Here is a 22,877-nt window from a genome sequence, read left to right as displayed (position 1 = left end):
CATGCCCATCAAGTCGGAATACGCCCAGGGAACACCGAGCTGGGTAGACCTCCAAACCAGCGATCAGGACGCGGCCAAGAAGTTCTATTCGGAACTGCTCGGCTGGGAGTACGACGACCGGCCGATGCCCGAGGGCCCCGTCTACTCGATGGCCACCGTGCGCGGCGAGAACGTCGCCGCCATCGCGCCTTTGCCACCCGACGCGGCGAAGGCGGGGGCGCCCGCGAACTGGAACACGTACATCGCGGTGGACGACGTCGACGCGACGGTCGCGAAGGTCCCCGGCGCCGGCGGCCAGGTGCTGATGCCCGCGTTCGACATCTCGGACGCCGGCCGCATGTCCTTCGTCACCGACCCCACCGGGGCGGCAGTCGGATTGTGGCAGGCGAAGCGGCACATCGGCGCCTCGCTCGTCGGCGACCCGGGCGCGTGCCTGTGGAACGAACTGAACACCGGCGACGTCGACAAGGCCCTCGCGTTCTACGAAAACGTCTTCGGGATCACCTCATCGACGATGTCCATGGGGCCGGAGTACACGTACCACCTGCTCGAGGTGGGCGGGGATCAGGTCGGAGGCTGCGGTCAGCCGATGACGCCCGGCACGCCGAATCACTGGCGCGTGTACTTCGCCGTCGAGAACGTCGACGCGAGCGCCGCCAAGGTCGTCGAACTCGGCGGCACGCTCGTCGAAGAGGCGATGGACATCCCCACCGTCGGCCGCATCGCCGGTGTCGCCGACCCGCAGGGCGCGACGTTCAGCATCATGACGCCCGAGGAACGGCAGGATCAGTAGACCGTGAAGATGCCGAAACCGTCCGAGGAGGACAAGCAGTTCTTCCGCTCGCTGATCCCCGACACCCCCGGCGTCGAGGTGAAGCCGATGTTCGGAAACCTGGGCGCGTTCGTCAACGGCAACATGTTCGCCGGGCTGCTCGGGCCGAGCGTCGGGGTGCGGCTCCTCACCGAGCAGGCGAAGAACGAACTGGCCTCCACCGACGGCGTCGGCGGATTCGGTCCGGGTGAGAAGCCGATGCGCGAATACCTGGCCCTGCCCGACCGGTGGCGGGACACCCCCGATCTCGCCACGCCGTGGATCGAACGCGCGCTCGCCGAGATCGCCGAACTACCGCCGAAGCAGCCGAAGGCCCGGAAGAGGTAGAAACGACAGCAGCCCCGACCTGGTGTGAAACCAGGTCGGGGCTGCCGGTCGTTGGCGGAAGCGGAGGGATTTGAACCCCCGGTGGGTTTAACGCCACGCTCGCTTTCAAGGCGAGTGCATTCGGCCGCTCTGCCACGCTTCCGTGGGCGATCTTATCGGTACGGAGGCGGCATCGGGCAACCGGTCAGCGGTCGCCGATGGCCTTGTCGACGCGTTCGAACACCTCGGCGAGAACCTTGAGCTGAGACTTGGTGAGCAGATCGACGAGGTTGCTGCGCACCCCGGCCACATGGGTGGGGGCCGCGTCGGCGAGCCGGGCGCGACCTTCGTCGGTGATGACGGCGAGCACGCCGCGGCCGTCCTCGAGGCAGGTGTCGCGGGTGACCATGCCCTGCGATTCCATCCGCCGGATCTGGTGGGTGAGGCGGCTGCGGGAGGAGAGGACGCCGTCCGCGAGATCGCTCATGCGCAGTGAACCGTCCGGCGACTCGGACAGCAGCACCAGAATCCGGTAGTCCGCGAGGGAGAGGTCGTGCTTCTCCTGCAGATCTCGGTTGAGGACGTCCATCAGCCGCTGGTTGCCGTCCATGTAGCCGCGCCACGCACGCATCTCGGCCGCCGTCAACCAGTTGGTCGAGGCTTCGGCGTCGGAAGTTTCTGCTGTCACAGGTTCACATTCTAGTAGTCCGACATTACTTTCCAGTAGCGTGCGTGGCCGGAAGAAGCCGAGCGGTCGCTCGGACCGGCCGCCGGCACCGAGAGCCACCGCATTTCGCTAGCGTCGTTCCCATGTATGCGATCACGATCGATCAGCCCGGCGGCCCCGAAGTCATGACGTGGGCCGAGCAGCCGGACCCGGAACTTCCCCCCGGTCACGTTCTCCTCGACGTCGCCGCGACCGCCGTCAACCGCGCCGACCTGCTGCAGCGCCAGGGGTTCTATCCCCCGCCGCCCGGGGCCAGCGACATCCTCGGGCTCGAATGCTCCGGCACGATCGCCGAGGTCGGCGAGGGAGTGTCCGACTGGTCCGTCGGCGACCAGGTGTGCGCGCTGCTGGCCGGCGGCGGCTACGCGGAGAAGGTGGCCGTCCCCGCGTCGCAGCTGCTCCCACTGCCCGAGGGCGTCGACCTGCTCGTCGCCGCGTCGCTGCCGGAGGTCGCGTGCACGGTGTGGTCGAACGTGGTGATGGGTGCCGGGCTGTCCCGCGGCGATGTGCTGCTGGTGCACGGCGGTGGCGGCGGCATCGGCACGCACGCCATCCAGGTGGGTGTCGCGCTGGGGGCCCGGGTGGCCGTCACCGCCGGATCCGAGGAGAAACTGGCGCGCTGCCGCGAACTCGGCGCCGACATCCTCGTCAACTACCGGGAAGCCGATTTCGTCGACGAGATCCGCAAGGCCACGGACGGACACGGCGCCGATGTGATCCTCGACAACATGGGCGGCGCGTACCTGGGCCGCAACGTCGACGTGCTCGCCGCCGACGGCCGGCTCGTCGTCATCGGCATGCAGGGCGGCCGCAAGGGCGAACTGGACCTGGGCAAGGTGCTGTCCAAGCGCGCCCACGTCACCGCGGCCGGACTGCGGGGACGGCCCGAGTCGGGCCGCGAGGGCAAGGCCGACATCGTCGCCGACGTCCGCAAGCGGCTGTGGCCACTGATCGCGGAGGGCGCGGTGCATCCCATCGTCTCGGCGGAGCTGCCGATCACCGAGGCGCCGCGCGGCCACGAACTGCTCGACTCCGCCGACACCGTCGGCAAGGTGATCCTGACGATCCCGCGGAACTGACGCTTCGTCCGATGTGACATTCGCCGTCCCTCTCCGGTGCAACGAATGTCACATCGGGCGGGCAGGCCCGGTGTCAGCCCAGGGTGGCGAGCTCGTTCACGAGCTGGTCGATCTCGTAGCGGGTGGTGTACGGCGCGAGACCGATGGTGACGGCGCCGCCCTCGTCGTTGACACCGAGGGCGTCGAGCAGCCGGGAGCCGCCGTGGACGCCGCTGACGGTGGCGATGCGCTTGTCGGCGAGGTGCGACGCGACCTTGTCGGCCGAGACTCCGGCGACGGTGAAGCTGAGCGTCGGGACCCGGCTCGGCGACCGCCCGATGACCATGACCTGCGGGAGCCGCTTCAGCGAGGACATGAGGTGGTCGAACAGCGTGTCCTGGTAGTTCTGCAGCGAGCTGATGGACGCCTCGAGCTTCTCGCGCCGCGAACCGGTGGCCGATTCGTCGAGGTTCGCGAGGAAGTCGATCGACGTCGTGAGGCCGGCGAGGAGCGCGAACTGGTGCACCCCGACCTCGAGACGTTCGACACCCCGCGCGTACGGGTTGAGCGACACGGCCGGGATGCGGTCGAGGAGCGACGGGTCGCGGAACACGAGTGCCCCGACCTGCGGTCCGCCCCAGGAGGTGGCGCCGACGGCGACGACGTCCGCACCGAGTTCGTTGATGTCGACGTGCGCGTAGGGGGCGGCGCCGATCGCGTCGACGACCATCAGTCCGCCGACTTCGTGGACGCGGTCCGAGGCGACGCGGACGTCGGGCGCCGAGCCGACGATGGGGGAGGCTGCGGTGAGTGCGACCAGACGCGTCGTGGTGGTGATGAGGTCCTGGAACTGCCAGCTGGGGAGTTCGCACGTCTCGATCTCGACCTCCGCCCACCGCACCTGGGCGCCGTAGCGGCTGGCGACGCGGAGCCACGGCGCCACGTTCGCTTCCTCGTCGAGGCGGGAGAGCACGAGCCCGGTCCCGAGACCGAGTCGCGTACTCAGCGACTCCGCCAGCCAGGCCAGGAGAACGGATCGGTCGGGTCCGAGCACGACCCCGGCGGGATCGCCTCCGACCAGGTCGGCGACGGCTGCTCGGGCCGCATCGAGTACCGCCGCACTGCGCCGGCTGGACACATGTCGCCCGGTCGACGAAGAGGCAGAAGCCCGGAAGGCCGTGGAGACAGTGCGCGACACCGCGTCCGGAATCTGCATGCCGGCCTGCGGATCGAGATGGATCCAACCGTCGCCGAGTGAGGGGATGAGTCCCCGAACGCGGGCAACGTCGTAAGCCATGCCCGACACTCTAAGACCCCAAGTCAATACGGTCGAAGCCAGCCATCGATTGTTGTCGAATGCAACAAAGTGGGAAAGGGCCAAATCGGACGCACTTTCGCACTGCCGCGCAGGAACAGCCAAGATGGAGGCATGACGAACTCGGAGAATGAACACGTAGTCGTGATCGGTCCCGACGGTCAGCCCATGGCGATTCCCGTCGCGGAGGCCGCGGACAAGCCCGAGGGCTCCGACGCCGCCGCAGCCGCCGCCGCCGAGAACGGGAACGGCGCCGAGTCGGTGGCCGACATGGTGGAGCAGCCGGCCAAGGTCATGCGCATCGGAACGATGATCAAGCAGCTCCTGGAGGAGGTGCGCGCGGCACCGCTCGACGACGCCAGCCGCAACCGGCTGAAGGAGATCCACAAGTCGTCCATCCACGAGCTCGAGCAGGGCCTGGCCCCCGAGCTGCGCGACGAACTCGAACGTCTCACGCTGCCCTTCACCGACGACACCGTCCCCACCGACGCCGAACTCCGCATCGCGCAGGCGCAGCTGGTGGGCTGGCTCGAAGGACTGTTCCACGGCATCCAGACGGCCCTGTTCGCCCAGCAGATGGCGGCCCGCTCCCAGCTCGAGCAGATGCGTCAGGGAGCCCTGCCTCCGGGCATCAGCATGGGCAACCCGCACGGGCCGCACAACAACGATCCGGGATCGCAGTCGAGCGGTACCGGCCAGTACCTGTAGCAACGGGCGAAACAGCATGGAACTCGACTCCCGGTAGGCTCGGTGCCCGTGTCAGCATCCGCTATCGAAACCGAGGCCGCAGGCGGCCCGCTCCCGGCGTCCGATTCGCAGACCTTCCGTCGCGCGTTCAAGGACCTCAGGGACGGCTTCGCTCAGCGCGAGCTGTGGCTGAGCCTCGGCTGGCAGGACATCAAGCAGCGCTACCGCCGGTCGGTGATCGGCCCGTTCTGGATCACCATCGCCACCGGCGTGCAGGCCGCGGCGATGGGCATCCTCTACTCGGCCCTGCTGGACATCCCGCTCGACGAGTTCCTGCCGTACGTCACCGTGGGTCTGATCGTCTGGAACCTGATCAGCGCGAGCATCCTCGAGGGGTCCGAGGTGTTCATCGCCAACGAGGGGCTGATCAAGCAGCTGCCGTCGGCGCTGAGCGTCCACGTGTACCGGCTGGTGTGGCGGCAACTGCTGCTGTTCGCCCACAACCTCGTCATCTACGTGATCATGCTGTTCGCGTTCGGGGTGTGGCGGCACCTGACCTGGATGTCACTGGCCGCGATCCCGGCGATCGCACTGATCGTCGTCAACGCGGCATGGGTGTCGATCATGTTCGGCATCTTCTCCACCCGCTACCGGGACATCGCGCCGATCCTCGGCAGCATGACGCTGCTGCTGTTCGTGCTGACACCGATCATGTGGACGACGCAGAGCCTAGAGGCGCAGGGCGGTCAGGCCGCCGAGCGCGTCAAGCTCGCCGAGCTGAACCCGCTGTTCCACTACCTCGACATCGTGCGCGCGCCGATGATCGGCCAGGACCAGCAGGCGTACCACTGGTACATCGTGCTGGCCATCACCGTCGTCGGGTGGACCGCCGCCATCCTCGCGCTTCGCAAGTACCGGGCCCGCGTGCCCTACTGGGTTTAGGGGTCACCGCAAATGACAGAACACGTGAGCATCGAGACGCGGGACGCCTGCGTCGACTTTCCGATCTTCGACGCCAAGTCCCGGTCGCTGAAGAAGGCGTTCCTCGGCAAGGCCGGCGGATCGATCGGTCGCAACAACTCGGACGTCGTGGTGGTCGAGGCCCTGCGCGACATCAATCTGTCGCTGAAGGAAGGCGACCGGATCGGCCTGGTCGGCCACAACGGCGCCGGCAAGTCGACGCTGCTGCGCCTGCTGTCCGGCATCTACGAGCCCACTCGCGGCAGCGCGAGCATCCGCGGCCGCGTGGCCCCGGTCTTCGACCTCGGTGTCGGCATGGACCCCGAGATCTCCGGCTACGAGAACATCATCATCCGCGGGCTGTTCCTCGGGCAGACCCGCAAGCAGATGCTCGCGAAGATGGACGAGATCGCCGACTTCACCGAGCTGGGCGAATACCTGTCGATGCCGCTGCGCACGTACTCCACCGGCATGCGGGTGCGCGTCGCGATGGGCGTCGTCACCAGCATCGACCCCGAGATCCTGCTGCTCGACGAGGGCATCGGCGCCGTCGACGCCGAGTTCATGAAGAAGGCACGCGTCCGGCTGCAGGCGCTGGTGGAGCGGTCCGGCATCCTGGTGTTCGCCAGCCACTCCAACGAGTTCCTCGCCCAGCTGTGCGACCGGGCCATGTGGATCGACCACGGTCAGGTCCGGCAGGAGGGCGGCATCGAGGACGTCGTCCGCGCGTACGAGGGCGACGACGCCGCCGACCACGTCCGCCACGTCATCTACGAGATGGACCGGGAGAAGTCCGGGCTGACCGCCGCGGCCGAACGGGACGTCCGTAGCGACAGATCGAACGAGCGTCCCGTTCGCACGGCCGCGGAAGCCGAGGCGGAGTCCGCGTGAGAGCTGCTGCCGAGCGGATCGTCGGCGTCGTCGTCACCCACAAACGCCGGGAACTGCTGGCGGAATCGCTGAAGGTCCTCGGCTCGCAGTCGCGTCCGCTGGACCATCTGGTGGTGGTGGACAACGCCGCCGAGGACGATGTGCGCGAACTCGTCGAATCGTCCGGGATCCCCACCAGCTACCTCGGGTCGCAGCACAATCTGGGCGGGGCGGGCGGCTTCGCCCTGGGGATTCTGTACGCCCTCTCGCTCGGCGCCGACTGGGTGTGGCTCGCCGACGACGACGGCAGGCCCGAGGGCCCGAAGGTTCTGGAGACGCTGCTCGACTGCGCGCAGCGGCACGGACTGGCCGAGGTGTCGCCCGTGGTCTGCGACATCGACGACCCCGACCGTCTCGCGTTCCCGCTGCGCCGCGGCGTGGAATGGCGTCGGCTGCGGTCCGAACTGTTCACCGACGGCGACGACTCGGCCGACCTTTTGCCGGGCATCGCGTCGCTGTTCAACGGCGCCCTGTTCCGGGCGTCGGCGATCGACACGGTCGGTGTTCCCGACCTGCGTCTGTTCGTCCGCGGCGACGAGGTGGAGGTGCACCGCCGGCTGGTGCGGTCGGGGCTGCCGTTCGGCACCTGCCTGCAGACGGCGTACGTGCACCCGAACGGCGCGGAGGAGTTCAAGCCGATCCTCGGCGGCCGGATGCACACGCAGTACCCGGACAACGAGACGAAACGGTTCTTCACCTACCGCAACCGCGGCTACCTGCTGTCGCAGCCGGGCATGCGGAAGCTGCTGCCGCAGGAATGGGTGCGGTTCGGGTGGTACTTCCTCGTCACGCGGCGTGATCCGCAGGGTCTACGGGAGTGGATGCGGCTGCGCAAGCTGGGCCGTCGAGAGCGGTTCGAGCGGCCGTAAATCGGTTGCGCCCGGGTTCCGCCGGGTGAGAGCATCGTGGGGTTCCGGTCGATATCCCGATCTGCTGCGAAGGAGTGAGTGTCCGATGACTGTCTCGTCGGTCGACGCCGCGTGCGTCCACTCCCCCTTCCCCCTCGCCTGACCGAACCCGCGCAGTGGTCCGGTCGGCACTCATCGACCTGAGGATCACACCCACCATGTTCGATTCCGGACACCTCCTGCCCTACGGCTGGAACGACACACTCTCCGACACCTTCGACAGCTACCCCGACGACGGCCGCGAGCCCGGGCGGGTGATCCGTGTGGACCGCGGTCGCTGCGACGTCGCCGCCCCCGCGGGCATCGTCCGCGCCCTCGCCGGCGAGCACACGCTGTGCACCGGCGACTGGGTGACGCTCCACCGGCACGGCGACGAGATCGCCGTCGCCGACCTGTTCCCCCGGCGCAGCGCGATCGTCCGGTCGTCCGCGTCCGGCCGGTCCGAGGGGCAACTCCTCGCAGCCAACGTCGACACGGTGGTGATCGCCGCCGCACTGGACACCGCCCTCGATCTCGGGCGCATCGAACGACTGCTCGCGCTGTCGTGGGAGAGCGGCGCCCAGCCGGTGGTCGCACTCACCAAATCCGATACCGTGCACGACGTTTCCCTCGCGACCGCCGAAGTGGCGGCGGTGGCGCCGGGCGCGACCGTGGTCGCGGTGAGCGCCGACACCGGCGACGGCATCGACATCCTCACCGCCGTGATCGACGGGACCGTCGCCCTCATCGGGCCGTCGGGCGCGGGCAAGTCGACGCTCGCGAACGCGTTGCTCGGCGCAGACGTGCTCGCCACCGGACGCGTCCGCGAGGGCGACAACAAGGGACGGCACACGACGGCACACCGGGAACTGCTGCCGCTGCCGTCCGGCGGCGCCCTGATCGACACGCCGGGACTGCGGGGCGTCGGCATGTGGGACGCGGCCGACGGCATCGACAAGACGTTCCCCGAGATCGAGGAACTCGCGGCGCAGTGCCGGTTCGCGGACTGCTCGCACCAGGCCGAACCCGGCTGCGCGGTTCTCGGCGCGGTGGCGGACGGCGAACTGCCCGAACGCAGACTCGCCAGCTACCGCAAGCTGATTCGCGAGAACGGGTGGATCGCGTCACGCACCGACGCGCGGCTGCGGGCCGAGCGGGAGCGGGAGTGGAAGACGATCGCGCGGTGGCAGCGGCAGATGTACCGCAGCCGCGGCCACTGACGGGTCAACGACCCGCATCCCGGTTGACTCCCTGAGCCGGGATGCGGGTGGCAACATGGGGCTATGTTCGATCTTCGGAGGAAGGCCCGTCTCAAGCTGCAACGTGCCATGTCCGAGGTGGTCGCCGAGTCCGACCGGCGGTCCCGCGAGCTCACCGAGAACCAGCACGACCAGACCCTGGCCGAGCTGAGCGCGACCAATCAGGAACTCGCGCGGGTGCTGTCCGAGCTGGCCGATGCCCGCATCGAGATCTCCGACGTCCAGCAGCGGCTCGGCGAACTCGAGCAGCAGGCCCGCCGCGACATCACCCAGGCGCTGGACGTGCGGGCCACGAAGGAGGCCGCGGAGTTCGTGCTCGAGCACATGCCGAAGGCGCCCGTGTTCTGGAACCCGCAGGACACGTTGCGCTACGGACTGTCGCAGGTGGAGGTCGAGGGGCTGGCCCTCGAATTCGGGGTGGCGTCGGGCACGACGCTCCGGATCATCGTCGAACAGTTGAAGGACGCCGAACACGAGGTGTTCGGATTCGACGTGTTCTCCGGTCTGCCGCAGACGTGGCGCACCGGGTTCCCGGCCGGGGAGTTCGCGCAGGAGAAACTGCCCCAGGTGCGGGGCGCGGAGCTCGTGCCCGGTCTGTTCGAGGACACGCTGTCGGGCTTCCTCGAGGAGCATCCCGGACCGGTGTCGTTCGTGCACCTCGACGCCGACCTGTACTCGTCGACGAAAGCGGTCCTCGACCGGCTCGAACGCCGGCTCGTCGCGGGCACGGTGATCGTGTTCGACGAGTTCTTCAACTTCCCCGGCTGGCAGGAGCACGAGTACCGCGCGTGGACGGAGTTCGTCGACCGCACCGGTGTCGTTTTCGAGTACCTCAGCTACACCGCCAACCACGAGCAGGTGGTCGTGCGGATCACCGCACCAGCTTCACCGCCTGGGTGACGTTGAACGTCGCACGTTCGTCGATCCGCAGTCCGGACCGGGTGAGCGCGGCGAACGCCTCGGTGTCCTCGAAGTGGTACGGCGGCAGGGTCCACACCTCGTTGGACGTGTGCCGGATGATGCGCTCGCTGTCGCGTTCGTAGTCGGTGAAGAACCAGACCACGGAGCACGAGTCGAGGGGGCCGGCGAGATCCGGGACGGCGAGTTCGTCGTCCCACAGCGACCCCCGGCTCGCGGCGGTGGTCCCGAGTCCGATGTCGCGGGTGCCGTCGAACGCCTCCGGCCGCACGTCCTTCACGAGCCGCAGCGACGTGGGGTTCCAGGCCGGTTTGTCGAACAGCACGCAGTCACCGGGCCGGAGATGCTGCCCGGCGAAGACGTTGACGGTGCTGAAGTCCATGCCGCTCGGTTTCGCCCACTGGTCGCGCTGGGCGACGTAGCCCGGCGACGCCGCGACCGCGAATACGGCCAGCACCGCGGCGGATTGCCACCATTGCCGGGTCAGCGCGGCCAGGCACAGTCCGCCGATCAGGGCCACCGCGGGCGTCGTGAACGTGAAGTACCGCGGGAGGTACACCGGGCTGCGCAGCAGCGAGTAGGCGAGCAGCAGCGCCATCGGCACCGCGACCCACGGCAGCGCGACGGACAGCACCGGCGGCAGCCGGCGACCGCGCACCAGGGCCGCCGCCCCGGCCGCCACCAGCACGGCGAACAGCACCGCGAACCACGGCGCGCCGACGAACCACTGGTACTCGGCCACGGCCCGCGGCAGGTTGCGGTCGAGCGGCGGGATCCACGCCACCTGGACGGCTTCCCGGCGCACCAGCGCCACGAACGGCGCTGCGATCACCGTGCCGACGGCCGTCGCCGACGCCCATCCCAGCCAGGACCGCCGGGCCGCGCGCAGCAGCAGGAGCGTCAGCAGGTGCGCGGGCACCAGCGTGAGGAGGTAGACGAACAACACGATCGACACCGCCAGGCCCACCGCGTACAGCGCCCACAGCCACCACCGCCGGAGCCGCAGTGCGGCAAGGAGAATCACGGTCAGCCAGACGGCGGCCGCCGCCGTGGCCGCGTATCCGCGGGCCTCCGCGGCCGCCCATGTGACGCTGGGCAGGATCACGAACAGGAACCCGGACAGCACCGCCACCCGCCGGGTCGAGATCAGCGCACCGAGCACCACCACACCCGCGCCCGCGGCGCCCGCGGCGAGGGCGCTCGGGAACCGCGCCGAGAACTCCGACGCCCCGAACACCGCGAACCAATAGCGCATCGCGACGTAATACAGACCGTGCACGGCGTCGATGTGGCCGAGCAGATTCGACAGGTCCGGCCGGGACCGCTGACTCGAATACAGCGTCGCGACCTCGTCGTACCAGAACGACGGACGCCAACTCCACGCCGCACCGAGCAGCACACCGACGGCGAAGACGAGCAGCGAATCCCGGGACAGCCCACGCACGTCGCGGGCCGGCGACGGTCCGGGCAACGTCACTGACCGTACAGGCGCGCCCAGTTCTCCCGGCTGGTGAGCTGCGGCAACGCATCCCGGTACTGGCGCTGCGTCGACGCCGCATCCTCGCGGAATCGCTTCATCAGCTTCGCGGTCCGGGCCGTGAGTTCGCGCGCGGTCTCCTTGTCGCGGCGGCGCACGCGCACCCCGGACTGGGACGCGTCGGTGATGACGGCGGTGTCGAACAGCGACACGTGCCACCAGTGCGCCTCGGCCACAGGGATACTCGCGACACCGTGCTGGGTGCGGCCGAGCCACTGGTACGCCGCACGCTTGGCGAGGACGAGGTCGATCTTGCTCTTGTCCGGCTCGAAACCGGCATACCGGGTGACGAGGTCGGAGTTGCGGACACCGGGAATGTTCGTCGCGGGATGCTTGACGGTTTCGGGGAACCGCTTGCGTTCCTCCCGGATCGCCGCCAGCACGGCCTGACCGCCGTCCTCGAGCACCTTCGGCCCCTCGAGGAAGTCCTCGATTCCGCGAATCATGGTGTACGCCAACCCGTACTGCATCGACACCAGGTACTGGGTGATCTCCCGCGTCATCATCTTGCTCAGCGACTTCGCGTCGAAGTCACTGTGCAGCGCGGCGGCGATCAGCGAGTTGCGGATGCTGAAGTACTTGGCCCAGTCGTCGCGGTCCTTCCAGTGGAAGTCCGCGTGCCACACACCGGCGTTGGGCAGCGTGACCGTGACGAAACCGGCCGCGCGGGCGCGGATGCCGTACTCGATGTCGTCCCACTGGAAGAACATCGGCAGCGGGAGCCCGATCTGCGCGACCACCTCGGCGGGGATCAGGCACGACCACCACGCGTTGTAGCCGGCGTCGACGCGCTTGTGCTGCTTCTTCTTCAGCAGGTTGATGTCGTGCCGCGATCCGGCCGCCCAGCGGCCCGCCTTCAGCTTCGACAGGTCCGCTTCCTCCGCGCTGACGTGCAGGTGCTCCGGGTTCATCAGGTACAGCATCTGCGCGCCGACGAGCGTCGGCTCCGAGGTGACGTTGGCGAACGCATTCATCCGCAGGATCGACTCCGGCTCGCACAGGATGTCGTCGTCCATCAGGATCAGGTTGGCGTGCTCGTTGATGCCCGACACCTCGTACATGCCGCGGGTGAAGCCGCCGGCCCCGCCGAGGTTCGGCTGTCGCAGGTAGACGAGTTTGTCGCCCAGGATGTCGGCGACCTCGGTGAACTTCTCCCGGTCCGACACGTGATCAGTGCCCTGGTCGACGACGTAGACGGCGTCGATGCCGGACGCCATCGTCGGGTCGTTCGCGATGGCGGCGACGGTCTCGGCGCAGTCGTCGGCGCGGTTGAACGTGCAGATCGCGATCGCGGCGGGACGGATCACCGACGGCGCGGCGACGGTCCACTCCAGCTCACTGACGGCGAGGGCGCCGTCGACGGCCGTGAACTCCACCCACAGGGAGCCGCCGTCGAGGTAGGCGTCGAGCTTCGCGGACAGCGTCGCCGTGCCCGTGCCGTCGATCTCCGTCGTCGACAGGATGCGGGAGTTGCCACCCGAATCGGAGCCGCGCAGCGCCACCACGGCGCGCCCGTCGGCCTCGTGGCGGAAACCGACGGTGACGTCGGTGACCGTGGTCCAGCGCTGGTAGTAACTGGCCGCGAAGCGGCCGAAGTAGGTGTCGGTGTCGACCGTCGCACCCTTCTCGAGGTGCACGACGTGCCGCTCGCGGTGGGCGCGTCCCTTGACGATCCTGGCGTACAGGTCGTCCTTCACCCGGGTGGTCGGTCCCGTGAACAGACCTCGCGCCACCACCAGGCGGTCGGGTGCGCGATGCTCGGTGAGAGCACTCCGGACCGCGGCCGTGCTCCCGTCCACAGGTGCTACCGACGCAGACTCGTTCATAGTGCTCCTACTGTTCCCCGCGAGAGGTGGGCTGGACCGCACCAACGCGACGGCACGATCCTCTTCTCGGTTCGCAGGGTATCAACCTCGCGACGCGCTCCCCGACCATGCGAGGCGACCTCCGTCCCGGTGACGGGCCCGCAGCCGGAACAGTCCCACCCCCATCGCGAGCACATCGGCCCTGGATATGCGGGTTTCGTGGCTGTCGTGGTCGGCGCTCAGACGCACCGGCACCTCGACCGGGACGAGGCCTGCGCGCTCCGCGAGGTAGACGAGTTCGGTGGTGAACAGGAACCCGGGCTCGACGAGGTCGGGAACGAGGCCGCGGAGGAGGTCGCCGTCGATCAGGACGGTGCCCTGGGGGTCGCCGGTGCGCATCCCGAGGATCACCCGGCGCAGCGCCGCGAAACCCCACGTCAGGGTTCCCCGGAGGGCGCCGCGCCGCACCTGCGAGTCGGGGTGGGCCTTGGACCCGATCACGACGTCGGGCAGGCGGCCGTGGCGCTCGGCGAACTGCTCGGCGCCGTCGAGGTCGTCGAACCCGAACGGCAGGTCGTCGGCGGTCAGCAGCACGTGCGCGCCGCGGCTCGCCGCGGCACCCGTCCGCAACGCGTTGCCCATGCCCTTGTCGCTCCGCAGCACGACGAGCGTCACGGGCCCGGGCGCCCAGTCCGCGGCGAGGCGGGTGCAGATGTCCTCGGTGTCGTCGGTGGAGCCGTTCTCGACGACGACGATCTCGACGTCGTGGCCTGCCAGCCGCTCGGCCACCCGGCGGACGGTCTGCTCGATGACGGCGGCGGAATTGTAGGCGGGCACGACCACCGAGAGCGCCTTCGGCGCACGTGCGCCTTTCTGGTCGTGGGAACAACCGAAAAGGCGCACGGGCGCAGCCTAACTCGTAGGCTCGGAGTCCGTGGCACCCTCCGCGTCCGTGTCCTCGACGTTCACCCGATCGATACGCGGCGTCCCCGAATGGGCGGTGGCACTCGCGGTCGCGGTGGCCGCCGCGGCCGTCGCGACGGTTCCCCGGATCGTGTACGACCGCTTCTACTACGGCGGCGACATGCTGGAATCGTTCGTGCCGTCCTGGCACCGGATCGGCGGGGAACTGCTCGCGGGGCGGTGGTTCGCCGTCAATCCCGACGCCTGGATCGGCGGCAACTATGCGGGCGAGGCCGCCTACGGTCTCTACAACCCCGTCAACCTCGCCAATTACATGCTGGCCGCGAAGTTCGAGGACCTGTCGGTCGCGTCGTTCGTGGTCATGGCCGAGTTCCTCGCGCTGTTCGCGCTCGGGACGTACCTGCTGTGCCGCGAATACGGCGCCCGCCGCGGTCCCGCGGTCGTCGGCGGGCTGACGATTCCGTTCAGCGGTTTCACCCTGTTCTACGAGGCGGCGGGCTGGCCGTCCGGGATGATGGCCGTCGCGTGGGTGACACTGTTCTGGTGGTCGGCGCTCCGCCTCTCCCGCGGTCGCACGAACCCGCTGATCACGTTCCTGATCGGCGCGCTGACGGTGAGCATGGGCAACCCGTACGCCGCGCTCGGCGCCGTCGTGATCCTCCTCGGCCTCGGGATCGGCCTCCTGATCCAGCGGGAGTTCTTCCGGTTGCTCGTGCTCGTGATCACCGGCGCGTGCGCGGGCACCGCCGCGCTGGTGACGTACCTGCCGCTGTTCCTCAGCGTCGACGTCACCACCCGCGCAGGCAGCACCGGCATCTTCAACGACACGTTCCTGCAGCCGCAGATCGGCGGCCCCGCGGGAATGAGCAGCCCGTCGTATCTCCCCGTGATCATGACGTTCGGGGGTCCCGTCGAGGTGATCCCGTCGCTGTACCTCGCGTGGTTCGTGCTGCCGCTGCTGCCGTGGCTGCCGTGGGGCCGGATCCGCGCACTGTTCGCGTCGCCGGGGTTCCGCCGGGCGCACGGGCGACCGCTCGTCAGCCTGGCGATCATCACGGTCGTCTACTTCCTCTTCACGTTCGGACCGTCGAACGTCGGGATGTTCCGCTGGCCGATCCGGCTGGTCGAATACCTGTACCTGTGCGTGGTGATCGGCCTGTCGCTCGCGTTGTCGCTGGGACTGTCCCGCGACCGGGTGCGCCGGCGGGCGACGGCGTCGGCGGTGCTGATCGCATTGGGCTTCTATCTGGCGTTCGCGTCCTCCCCGGCCCTGACCGGCAGGCACGCGCTGTTCACGCTGCTCGTCGCGGCGCTGTGCACGATCGCGTACGTCGCCTGGCGCACCCTGGGCCCGAGCGGTCTCGTCGCCGCCCTCGTGCTGGGAACGGTGGCGGTGACCGCCGCGCAGGTCTGGTCCCTCACCCACGACGTCGACCGCGACAGCCGCGTCGACCCGTCCAGCACGTCGCTGCTGTCCGCGCAGACCGACCGCTACCGGGGAACCGTCCTGCAACTCGCCGACCTGGCCGACACCGCCCCCGAGGACGTCACCGCGGGCCGGATCCTGTTCGGCAACGAGATCATGGCGTCGTCCGCGGAGGGCAGCATCAACGCGTACACCGGCATCGGGTTCACCGAGTTCCAGGAGGCGCTGTGCATGGACTACCGGGGCGCCGTCTGCCCCGGCGTGTACGGGGCGCTGTGGCAGCCGGTGAACGCGGACATTCCGATTCCGCTGGTCGACTACCTGCGGGTGTCGACGCTGGTGGTGGAGCACCGCCTCCTGCCCGAGGTGGAGACGGCACCGCCTCCACCCGGCTGGCACGTCACCGAACGCGGCGACTCCCGGACGGTGCTGCAGCGCGACGGGCCGCTGCCCCTGCCCGGGCGGGTGTCGTTCGCGTCCGACGGCGTCCGGGTGCTGTCGTCCGACACCGAAGCGGCGACGGAGACCGTGCGGGTGACGGGCAGCGGCGGCACTGTCTCGTTCGCCCGCCTCGCGTGGCCCGGCTACTCGGCGACCGTGGACGGCGAGCCGGTGGACGCGACCGCGGGCTGGCACGGTCTGCTCGAGGTGCCGGTGCCGCCGGGTGACCACGAACTGGTGGTGACGTTCCGGCCGCCGCGGCAGAACCTGTCCGTCGCGGCGTTCGGCGCGGCGACGGTCGTGGTGCTGATCCTGTCCGTCGTCGACCCGGTAGTGCGCCGCCGGAAGGTCAGCGGGGCGACCAGCCGGACGACGTGAACGCCGACGCGTCGGTGGAGCCGGATCCCGCGGCCGCCGCGGACGACAACGCGTCGGCGATCAACTGGTGGCCGATCTGGTTGGGGTGGTCGCCGTCGTCGGCCAGCAGTCCGGTGGGGTCGCCGTCGCCCCACGTTCCCTTGAACGTGCTGAACAGGTCGACGTACGTGGCGCCCTCCGAGCCCGCGACCTCCGAGATGACGTCGTTGGCGCGCAACGTCAGCACGGCGCTGTCCCGCAGGAACTGCGGGCCGTACAGTTCGCGGGCCACGTCGCCGTCCGGGAAGACGTCCCAGTACCCGGTGACCAGCACCGCGGTCGGCCGACCGGCCCGCAGTTCGGTGATGCGGTCGAGCACGGACGTCAGCGTGGTCTGCAACTCCGGCAGCACCGGCGCGAAGCAGCCGAGCCCGTCGTCGCCGCCGCAGTCGCCGTCCAGGTAGTCGTCGAGTTCGGTGTAGAAGTCGTTGGCGCCGATCGTGACGGTGACGAGATCGGCGGCACTCACGGCGTCGGCGTCGTACGCGCCGGGTTCGAGGGAATCGAGCAGGTCGGTGCTGGTCCAGCCCCCGACACCGAGGTTGGCGACCTGGACGGGCAGCGCCGTGTCGCCGGACAGCTGATCGCCGAACAGTTCCACGAACGGCGTGCATCCGGGGCATCCGTCACCGGCCGGGATCGAATCGCCCAGGCCCACCAGGGTCGCGACCGCCGGCGGCTCCGGCTGCGGCTGCGCCACCGGCGGCGGCGTCGACGTGGAACAGCCGGCGAGGAGCGGAATCAGAACCGCTACGGGAACACCGGGAATCCAGCGTCGCACGGGGCCTCCCCATCACGTCCTGCGCCTCGGAGGGAGCGCTCGTCACCGGTCCGCACGAATTCTACCGACGCTCGGTGCCGGACGCCGTTCCCCGCGGGACGGTCCGGACGTGCGCCCGCTCGCCCTGGGGACCGAACAGGCTGAGGATCTCCACCGGCTGGGGTCCGGGATTGCCGAACCAGTGCGGCACGTGGGTGTCGAATTCCGCGACCTCCCCCGGCGTCAGGATCACGTCGTGTTCGCCGAGCAGCAGTCGCAGCCGGCCGGACAGAACGTACAGCCATTCGTAGCCCTCGTGAACCTGCAGGTTCGGTACCGCCGTCGGGTCGCCCGGCGGGATCACGTGCTTGAACGCCTGGATCCCGCCGGGCCTGCGGGTGAGCGGAATGATGGTCGTGCCGTTGCGGTCGAGGGGCCGCAGGTGGACGCGGGGGTCGCCGGTGGCGGGTGCGTCGACCAGTTCGTCCAGGGGCAGCTGGTGGGCGCGGGCCAGCAGCAGCATCAGTTCGAGGGTGGGTTTGCGCTGGCCGGCCTCCAGCCGCGACAGCGTGCTCACCGAGATCCCGGTGGACTCGGAGAGCTGGGCGAGGGTAGCGCCGCGCTGCTGCCGCAGTGCTTTGAGCCGCGGTCCCACGGCGTCGAGGACGCCGTCCAGATCGGGTAGGTCGTCGTTCACACCACCCATGTTGCCACACTGGCAAACACTCTTGCCAGGATCGCGATCTGCCCGGACAGTGGACGTCACGAGGTCGACGAACGAAGGAGAACGCGATGGAAAACAGTTACGACGTGGTGGTCATCGGCGGCGGCGCGGCCGGACTCAGCGGGGCGCTGGCCCTGTCGCGGGCCCGCCGATCCGTGCTCGTGATCGACGCGGGCGACCCCCGCAACGCACCGGCCGGGCACATTCACAACTATCTGGGCCGAGAGGGCACCCCTCCTGGTGAACTCCTGGCCATCGGACGCGAGGAGGTCGCCGGATACGGCGGGGAGATCGTGACCGGAACCGTCACGTCCGCCGAGAAGATCGGGGACGGGGAGTTCCGGGTGACGCTCGCCGACGGCCGGGCCGTCGGGGCGCGACGGCTGCTCGTGACCACCGGCCTCGTCGACGTCCTCCCCGACATCCCCGGGGTGGCCGAACAGTGGGGACGCGACGTGCTGCACTGTCCGTACTGCCACGGATGGGAGGTCCGGGACCAGCCGGTGGGCGTCCTGGCCGGCAGTCCGCTGGCGGTGCACCAGGCGCTGATGTGGAGCCAGTGGACCGACCGGGTGACGTTGTTCCTGAACGACGCGAACGAACCCACCGGCGAGGAGTACGAGCAACTCGCCGCCCGCGGCGTCTCCGTGATCGACGGCGCGGTGGCCGGACTCGAGGTGCGCGGCGACCGGCTGACCGGTGTCCGGCTGCGCACGGGCCGGGTCTTCCCGCTCGCCGCCGTGGTGGTCCCGCCGCTGTTCCGGGCCCGCGCCGACTTCCTCACGACCCTCGGCCTGGGCACCACCGAGATGGAGATGGCCGGGCACGTGATCGGCACCACAGTCGCCGCCGACGCGACCGGCGCCACCGCGGTTCCCGGGGTGTGGGTGGCCGGCAACGTCGCGGACCCGAAGGCGCAGGTCATCGTCGCCGCCGGAGCCGGACTGACCGCCGCCGCCACCCTCAACGCCGACCTCATCGCGGAAGACACCCGCCTGGCGGTCGCCGGAGCACTCAGCCGGTAGCCGACACGGTTGCCTCGTGGACCACGCGGTGCGCGGGCAGGATCGACTCGCGCTCCGCGTCGGCGTCCCCCTCGCCGCCGACCAGCCCGACGTACTGCGCGAGCTGGGCGGCGAGGGGTTCGTCGCTGTAGCGGATGGTGGGGATCTCGATCACGGTCTGCTGCTTGTACCCGTCGGCGGGCAGGTCGTCGTCGATGTGCCGGTAGATGGTGATGTCGCGGCGCAGCAGGTCGATCTCGATCAGCCGGTCCGGCTCCAGCAGCGACAGTTGCCGGACCTTCCGCTGGCTCACCCGGCTGGCCGAGATGGTGGCCACCGCACCGGATTCGAACCGCAGGACCGCCTCCGCGCAGTCCTCGGCCTCGTTGCGCCGCGAACTGTCGTGGAAGTAGCCGAATTCGGCCTTCACCCCGACCGGCGGCGATCCGACGAATCCGATCGCGAGGTCCACGTCGTGGATCAGCAGGTCCGTCGCGACGCCGGTGGGGATGCGGGAGACGAACGGCGAGTGCCGGATTCCGTTGACCTGCCACACGTCACCGGCGAATTCGCGGGCCGTCCGGACCGCCGGGTTGAATCGCTCGAGCAGACCGCACATCAGCGGGACACCCGTCGCGGCGGCGCGTTTCACCAGATCGGTGCTCTCCTCGTACGTTGCGGCGAGCGGCTTTTCGACGAGCAGCGGCTTTCCCAGGTCCAGCACACGGCCGGCCACCTCGTAGTGCGCGGGGGTCGCCGCCGCGACGACGACGGCGTCGATGCCGTCCAGGTCGTCGAAATCCGCGGCCCACTCCGCACCGAACCGGGCGGCGACGTCCCGTCCGTGTTCCTCACGCGGTTCGACGAGCAGCGCCAGGTCGCACAGCGGCGACTGCGCGAGGACGCGGGCGTGCAGCGACCCCATCTTCCCGGCTCCGACGAGCGCGATCCGCGGTCGCGTGGACGTCATCACGCCTCCATCGCCTCGCGCACCGCCGCGACGATCCGGTCGACGTCGTCGGTGGAGAGCGCGGCGTGAACGGGGATGCTGAGGCACCTGCGGGCCACCGACGTCGCGATCGGTGTCGGCGAGGGAATCACCCGGGGATGGTCGCGGTAACAGTCGTAGTCGTAGACGGTCCTCGGGTAGTAGACACCGCTGCCCACTCCCCGATCGCCCAGACGCCGCGCGAGGGTGTCGCGGTCGATCGCCGCATCCGGCGCGAGGACGACGGTGAACTGGTGCCACACGTGCCCGCGGCCCGCGAGTTCCGAAGGCAGCACGAGACCTTCGACGTCCTTCAGCCCGGTCCGCAGCGCCTCCGCGTTGCGGCGGCGTGATTCCACCTGCTGCAGATACGAACCCAGTTGCGGCAACCCGACACTGGCCTGCAGATCCGTCATCCGGAAGTTCTGGCCCGCCATCTCGTACTCGTAGCGCCTGCGCATGCCCTGGTTCCGCAGCACCCGCAACCGGTCGGCCACCGCGTCGTCGTCCGTCGTGACCATGCCGCCCTCGGCGGTGGTGAGATTCTTGGTGGCGTAGAACGAGAAGCAGCCGAGCCCGAAACTGCCCGCGCCCCTGCCGTCGAATGTCGCGCCGTGCGCCTGCGCCGCATCCTCGACCACCGCCAGTCCCCGCGACCCGGCCAGCGGCATCAGCGCACCCATGTCCGCGGTCTGCCCGTACAGGTGCACCGGCATCAGCACCCGGGTGCGGTCGTTCACGCAGTGCTCCGCCACTTCGGAGTCGATCGCGAAGTCGGCCTCCCCGATGTCGGCGAACCGTGCCGTCGCACCGGCGTCGAGGATCGCGTTGAGCGTGGCCACGAACGTGAACGGGGTGGTGAGCACCTCGTCCCCGGGCTGCAGGTCCAGCACCCGCAGGGCCGCGATCAGCGCGGTGGTGCCGCTGTTGACGGCCACCGCGTGCCGGGTGCCGACGAGTTCGGCGAACCCCTCCTCGAACCTCGCGACCTTCGGTCCCTGCGCGACCATCCCTGATCGCAGGGTGTCGAGGACCTCGCGCTCGACATCCTCTCCGAAGGAAATACTCGAGATCGCGATCACGGTTCCTCCGATAGATTGACGTGCAGTTCACACCGTCTTCACAGATTGCACCCACTTGAAGGTTCCCACGGTCTGCACGGCTCCTGGAAGGAATCCGAAACTTTCATGACCATCGGTGAAAACTGCGAGATCCACCCGACCGTCGTGATAGGCGACGGAGTCATCGTCGGAGACCGGGTCAGCATCGGACCGTATGCCGTCCTCACCGGTCCCCTCGACATCGGCGACGACTGCTGGATCGGTGCCCACGCGACGCTCGGGGCGCCGCCGGAGTGGATCGGAAAGACGCATCCCCGCACGTGGACGGAGGTCGGCCCGCATCGGGGCGTGGTGATCGGCGCGGGCACCGTGATCCGGGAGATGAGCGCCGTCCAACAGGGTGCCGAGCGGCCGACGACCATCGGGCGCGGCGGATTCGTCATGAACCACACGTCCGTCGAGCACGACGTCCGGATCGGCGAGGACTGCGTCCTCTCACCGTCCAGCACCCTCGGCGGTCACGTGACCCTCGGCGACGGCGTCAATCTCGGCATGAGCGCGGTGGTGCATCAGCGGCGGGTGATCGGGGACCGCGCGATGGTCGGCATGGGATCGGTCGTCGCCAAGGACATTCCGCCGTTCGCCACGGTGTTCGGCAATCCCGCCGCCCTGCGCGGCGCCAACCGGGTGGGCATGAGCCGGTCCGGGATCGCCGACCGGGACATCGAGGCGGTGGAGACGTTGTTCGCCTCGGGGCGGCTCGAGGCGGACGCGGAACTGCCGCGGTCGCTCGCCGACGCGTTCGCCTGGTGGCGGGAGTTGGCGGTGAAACCGCTCGTTTCCTGATCCCGCGCCCTCCGATTGCTATCGTCGGAATCGAACGCTGCACTGCTGCAGCGCACTGCCGGTGAGGGGGTGGTTCTCGTGGACACCGATCCCGAGATCGTCCCCGAGCGCGGCGGCCGCGCCGTCCTGATGACCACGCTGCGGATCCTCGTCACCCTCGCGATCGTCGTCGCCGTCGTGTTCGCCGTGAAATCGCAGTGGGCCGAGGTCCGGGACACGATCACCCAGCTGGACTGGTGGGCGCTCGCCGTCTCTGCGGTGTTCGTGTTCCTCGGCATGGGTGCCGCGGTGCGCGCGTGGCAGCACGCGCTCGGCGCGCTCGAACACCCGATTCCCGCGTTCGACGCCGCCCGCTGCTACCTGGTCGGCCAGCTCGGCAAGTACCTACCGGGCAGCGTGTGGGCGTTCGTCCTGCAGACCGAACTCGTCCGCCGGGCCGGGGTGTCGCGTGCCAACGGATTCGTCGCCGTCCTCGTCACCGTGGGGCTGAGCATCACATCCGCGCTGGTCGTCGGGCTGCTCGCGCTGCCCGCCCTGTTCCACATCAGCACCGTCGCCGCGGTCGCGGTCATCGTCCTCGTCCCCATCGCCCTCGTCTGCTGCTATCCCCCGATCCTCACCCGGCTGGTGAACCTGGCCCTGCGGATCCTGCGGCGCGCCCCGCTGCACCGGCAGTTGACGATGCACAAGATCGGGCGGGCCCTCGGCTGGTGCGCCGTCAGCTGGGTGCTGTACGGCGTGCATCTGTGGTTCCTCGCGTCGAGCACGTCGGGATTCGCGGTGGGCACCCTGGTGCAGTGCATCGGCGCGATCGCCCTCGGCATGTGCGCCGGTGTGCTGGTGGTCGTCGCGCCGTCCGGCATCGGGGTCCGCGAGGCCGTCGTCGTCGCGGCGCTGTCCCCGTTCATGGACAGCGGGGTGGCGCTCGGGCTGGCCCTCGCGTCCCGCCTGGTGTTCACGCTGTGCGAGGTGCTCGCCGGCTTCGTCGCCGCGGTCGCCGGTTCGCGTTCGCTGCGCAACGCCCTCGTGCACGAGGATTCCCGGGTGCCGCAGCCGTCGTGAGGA

22 protein-coding genes and 1 tRNA gene are annotated in these 22,877 nt (G+C 69.5%); 13 read left to right on the top strand and 10 right to left on the bottom strand.

Annotated features, from left to right (window positions below; translation table 11 throughout):
* The first annotated feature begins 1 nt into the window (after position 1).
* Both ACFU5V_RS15840 and ACFU5V_RS15835 read left to right on the top strand, forming a co-directional pair.
* Positions 2-793 carry a VOC family protein gene (locus ACFU5V_RS15840; protein ID WP_378700445.1) on the top strand — a complete coding sequence of 264 codons (792 nt, stop codon included), beginning with the start codon at positions 2-4 and terminating at the stop codon, positions 791-793.
* A 3-nt stretch (positions 794-796) separates the two neighbouring features.
* Positions 797-1,159, top strand: coding sequence for a TfoX/Sxy family protein (locus ACFU5V_RS15835; RefSeq protein ID WP_378700443.1), 363 nt, complete (start codon positions 797-799; stop codon positions 1,157-1,159).
* Between the two features lie 52 nt (positions 1,160-1,211).
* On the opposite strand, the gene ACFU5V_RS15830 is transcribed toward ACFU5V_RS15835, so the two are convergent.
* Together ACFU5V_RS15830 and ACFU5V_RS15825 are read right to left on the bottom strand one after the other, a co-directional pair.
* Positions 1,212-1,301: transfer RNA gene (locus tag ACFU5V_RS15830), tRNA-Ser, on the bottom strand.
* Positions 1,302-1,343: 42 nt separating this feature from the next.
* Complete coding sequence (locus ACFU5V_RS15825) at positions 1,344-1,826, bottom strand: MarR family winged helix-turn-helix transcriptional regulator (protein WP_378430593.1); 483 nt, start codon at positions 1,824-1,826, stop codon at positions 1,344-1,346.
* Between the two features lie 122 nt (positions 1,827-1,948).
* On the opposite strand from ACFU5V_RS15825, the gene ACFU5V_RS15820 reads away from it, so the two are divergent.
* A complete protein-coding gene (locus tag ACFU5V_RS15820; protein WP_378430594.1) occupies positions 1,949-2,944 on the top strand; it encodes an NAD(P)H-quinone oxidoreductase in 996 nt (331 codons plus the stop codon).
* Between the two features lie 73 nt (positions 2,945-3,017).
* Here the strand turns inward: ACFU5V_RS15820 and ACFU5V_RS15815 are convergent, their stop codons facing one another.
* Positions 3,018-4,220 (bottom strand): cysteine desulfurase-like protein, encoded by a 1,203-nt coding sequence (locus ACFU5V_RS15815; protein WP_012691164.1) that lies wholly within the window; start codon positions 4,218-4,220, stop codon positions 3,018-3,020.
* A gap of 132 nt (positions 4,221-4,352) precedes the next feature.
* On the opposite strand from ACFU5V_RS15815, the gene ACFU5V_RS15810 reads away from it, so the two are divergent.
* The 6 genes from ACFU5V_RS15810 to ACFU5V_RS15785 all read left to right on the top strand — a co-directional run bounded on the left by ACFU5V_RS15810 (position 4,353) and on the right by ACFU5V_RS15785 (position 9,861).
* Entirely contained in the window at positions 4,353-4,946 is a 594-nt protein-coding gene (locus ACFU5V_RS15810) for a bacterial proteasome activator family protein (RefSeq protein WP_378700441.1), read from the top strand.
* Between the two features lie 48 nt (positions 4,947-4,994).
* The gene (locus tag ACFU5V_RS15805) at positions 4,995-5,867 is read left to right on the top strand and encodes an ABC transporter permease (RefSeq protein ID WP_005248784.1); all 873 of its coding nucleotides are present in this window, start codon (positions 4,995-4,997) and stop codon (positions 5,865-5,867) included.
* 12 nt (positions 5,868-5,879) lie between these two features.
* Positions 5,880-6,776 carry an ABC transporter ATP-binding protein gene (locus ACFU5V_RS15800; RefSeq protein WP_378430596.1) on the top strand — a complete coding sequence of 299 codons (897 nt, stop codon included), beginning with the start codon at positions 5,880-5,882 and terminating at the stop codon, positions 6,774-6,776.
* Complete coding sequence (locus ACFU5V_RS15795) at positions 6,773-7,684, top strand: glycosyltransferase (protein WP_378700439.1); 912 nt, start codon at positions 6,773-6,775, stop codon at positions 7,682-7,684. Before ACFU5V_RS15800 ends, ACFU5V_RS15795 begins: the two co-directional genes overlap by 4 nt.
* 155 nt (positions 7,685-7,839) lie before the next feature.
* Complete coding sequence (gene rsgA / locus ACFU5V_RS15790; RefSeq protein WP_378700437.1) at positions 7,840-8,922, top strand: ribosome small subunit-dependent GTPase A; 1,083 nt, start codon at positions 7,840-7,842, stop codon at positions 8,920-8,922.
* A gap of 63 nt (positions 8,923-8,985) precedes the next feature.
* Positions 8,986-9,861, top strand: a complete 876-nt coding sequence (locus ACFU5V_RS15785; protein ID WP_378700436.1) for a class I SAM-dependent methyltransferase — start codon at positions 8,986-8,988, stop codon at positions 9,859-9,861.
* On the opposite strand, the gene ACFU5V_RS15780 is transcribed toward ACFU5V_RS15785, so the two are convergent.
* The 3 genes from ACFU5V_RS15780 to ACFU5V_RS15770 all read right to left on the bottom strand — a co-directional run bounded on the left by ACFU5V_RS15780 (position 9,833) and on the right by ACFU5V_RS15770 (position 14,124).
* Positions 9,833-11,356 (bottom strand): mannosyltransferase, encoded by a 1,524-nt coding sequence (locus ACFU5V_RS15780; RefSeq protein ID WP_378700434.1) that lies wholly within the window; start codon positions 11,354-11,356, stop codon positions 9,833-9,835. The genes ACFU5V_RS15785 and ACFU5V_RS15780 overlap by 29 nt on opposite strands.
* Positions 11,353-13,242 (bottom strand): glycosyltransferase, encoded by a 1,890-nt coding sequence (locus ACFU5V_RS15775; protein ID WP_378700432.1) that lies wholly within the window; start codon positions 13,240-13,242, stop codon positions 11,353-11,355. Before ACFU5V_RS15775 ends, ACFU5V_RS15780 begins: the two co-directional genes overlap by 4 nt.
* A gap of 81 nt (positions 13,243-13,323) precedes the next feature.
* A complete protein-coding gene (locus ACFU5V_RS15770; protein WP_378700430.1) occupies positions 13,324-14,124 on the bottom strand; it encodes a glycosyltransferase in 801 nt (266 codons plus the stop codon).
* A 49-nt stretch (positions 14,125-14,173) separates the two neighbouring features.
* On the opposite strand from ACFU5V_RS15770, the gene ACFU5V_RS15765 reads away from it, so the two are divergent.
* Positions 14,174-16,390 carry a hypothetical protein gene (locus ACFU5V_RS15765; protein ID WP_378700714.1) on the top strand — a complete coding sequence of 739 codons (2,217 nt, stop codon included), beginning with the start codon at positions 14,174-14,176 and terminating at the stop codon, positions 16,388-16,390.
* Here ACFU5V_RS15765 and ACFU5V_RS15760 read toward each other — a convergent pair.
* Positions 16,362-17,210, bottom strand: a complete 849-nt coding sequence (locus ACFU5V_RS15760) for an SGNH/GDSL hydrolase family protein (RefSeq protein ID WP_378700428.1) — start codon at positions 17,208-17,210, stop codon at positions 16,362-16,364. The two genes, ACFU5V_RS15765 and ACFU5V_RS15760, sit on opposite strands and share 29 nt — an antisense overlap.
* A gap of 61 nt (positions 17,211-17,271) precedes the next feature.
* Positions 17,272-17,895, bottom strand: a complete 624-nt coding sequence (locus ACFU5V_RS15755) for a helix-turn-helix domain-containing protein (RefSeq protein ID WP_378430604.1) — start codon at positions 17,893-17,895, stop codon at positions 17,272-17,274.
* Between the two features lie 86 nt (positions 17,896-17,981).
* On the opposite strand from ACFU5V_RS15755, the gene ACFU5V_RS15750 reads away from it, so the two are divergent.
* Positions 17,982-18,938 (top strand): NAD(P)/FAD-dependent oxidoreductase, encoded by a 957-nt coding sequence (locus ACFU5V_RS15750; RefSeq protein ID WP_378700422.1) that lies wholly within the window; start codon positions 17,982-17,984, stop codon positions 18,936-18,938.
* On the opposite strand, the gene ACFU5V_RS15745 is transcribed toward ACFU5V_RS15750, so the two are convergent.
* Together ACFU5V_RS15745 and ACFU5V_RS15740 are read right to left on the bottom strand one after the other, a co-directional pair.
* Entirely contained in the window at positions 18,928-19,887 is a 960-nt protein-coding gene (locus ACFU5V_RS15745) for a Gfo/Idh/MocA family protein (protein ID WP_378430606.1), read from the bottom strand. The two genes, ACFU5V_RS15750 and ACFU5V_RS15745, sit on opposite strands and share 11 nt — an antisense overlap.
* Positions 19,887-20,987 (bottom strand): DegT/DnrJ/EryC1/StrS family aminotransferase, encoded by a 1,101-nt coding sequence (locus ACFU5V_RS15740; protein ID WP_378700420.1) that lies wholly within the window; start codon positions 20,985-20,987, stop codon positions 19,887-19,889. The genes ACFU5V_RS15745 and ACFU5V_RS15740 overlap by 1 nt, the downstream gene beginning before the upstream one ends.
* Positions 20,988-21,092: 105 nt before the next feature.
* Here ACFU5V_RS15740 and ACFU5V_RS15735 point away from each other — a divergent pair, with 105 nt between their 5' ends.
* On the top strand, positions 21,093-21,812 hold the full coding sequence (locus tag ACFU5V_RS15735) for a DapH/DapD/GlmU-related protein (protein WP_378700418.1): 720 nt from the start codon (positions 21,093-21,095) through the stop codon (positions 21,810-21,812).
* A 69-nt stretch (positions 21,813-21,881) separates the two neighbouring features.
* Entirely contained in the window at positions 21,882-22,874 is a 993-nt protein-coding gene (locus ACFU5V_RS15730) for a YbhN family protein (protein ID WP_378700416.1), read from the top strand.
* Positions 22,875-22,877: the final 3 nt, after the last annotated feature.

The sequence above is a fragment of the Rhodococcus sp. NPDC057529 genome, assembly GCF_042802055.1.
GTDB lineage: Bacteria > Actinomycetota > Actinomycetes > Mycobacteriales > Mycobacteriaceae > Rhodococcus_F.
This window is presented reverse-complemented; position numbering and strand designations above follow the sequence as displayed.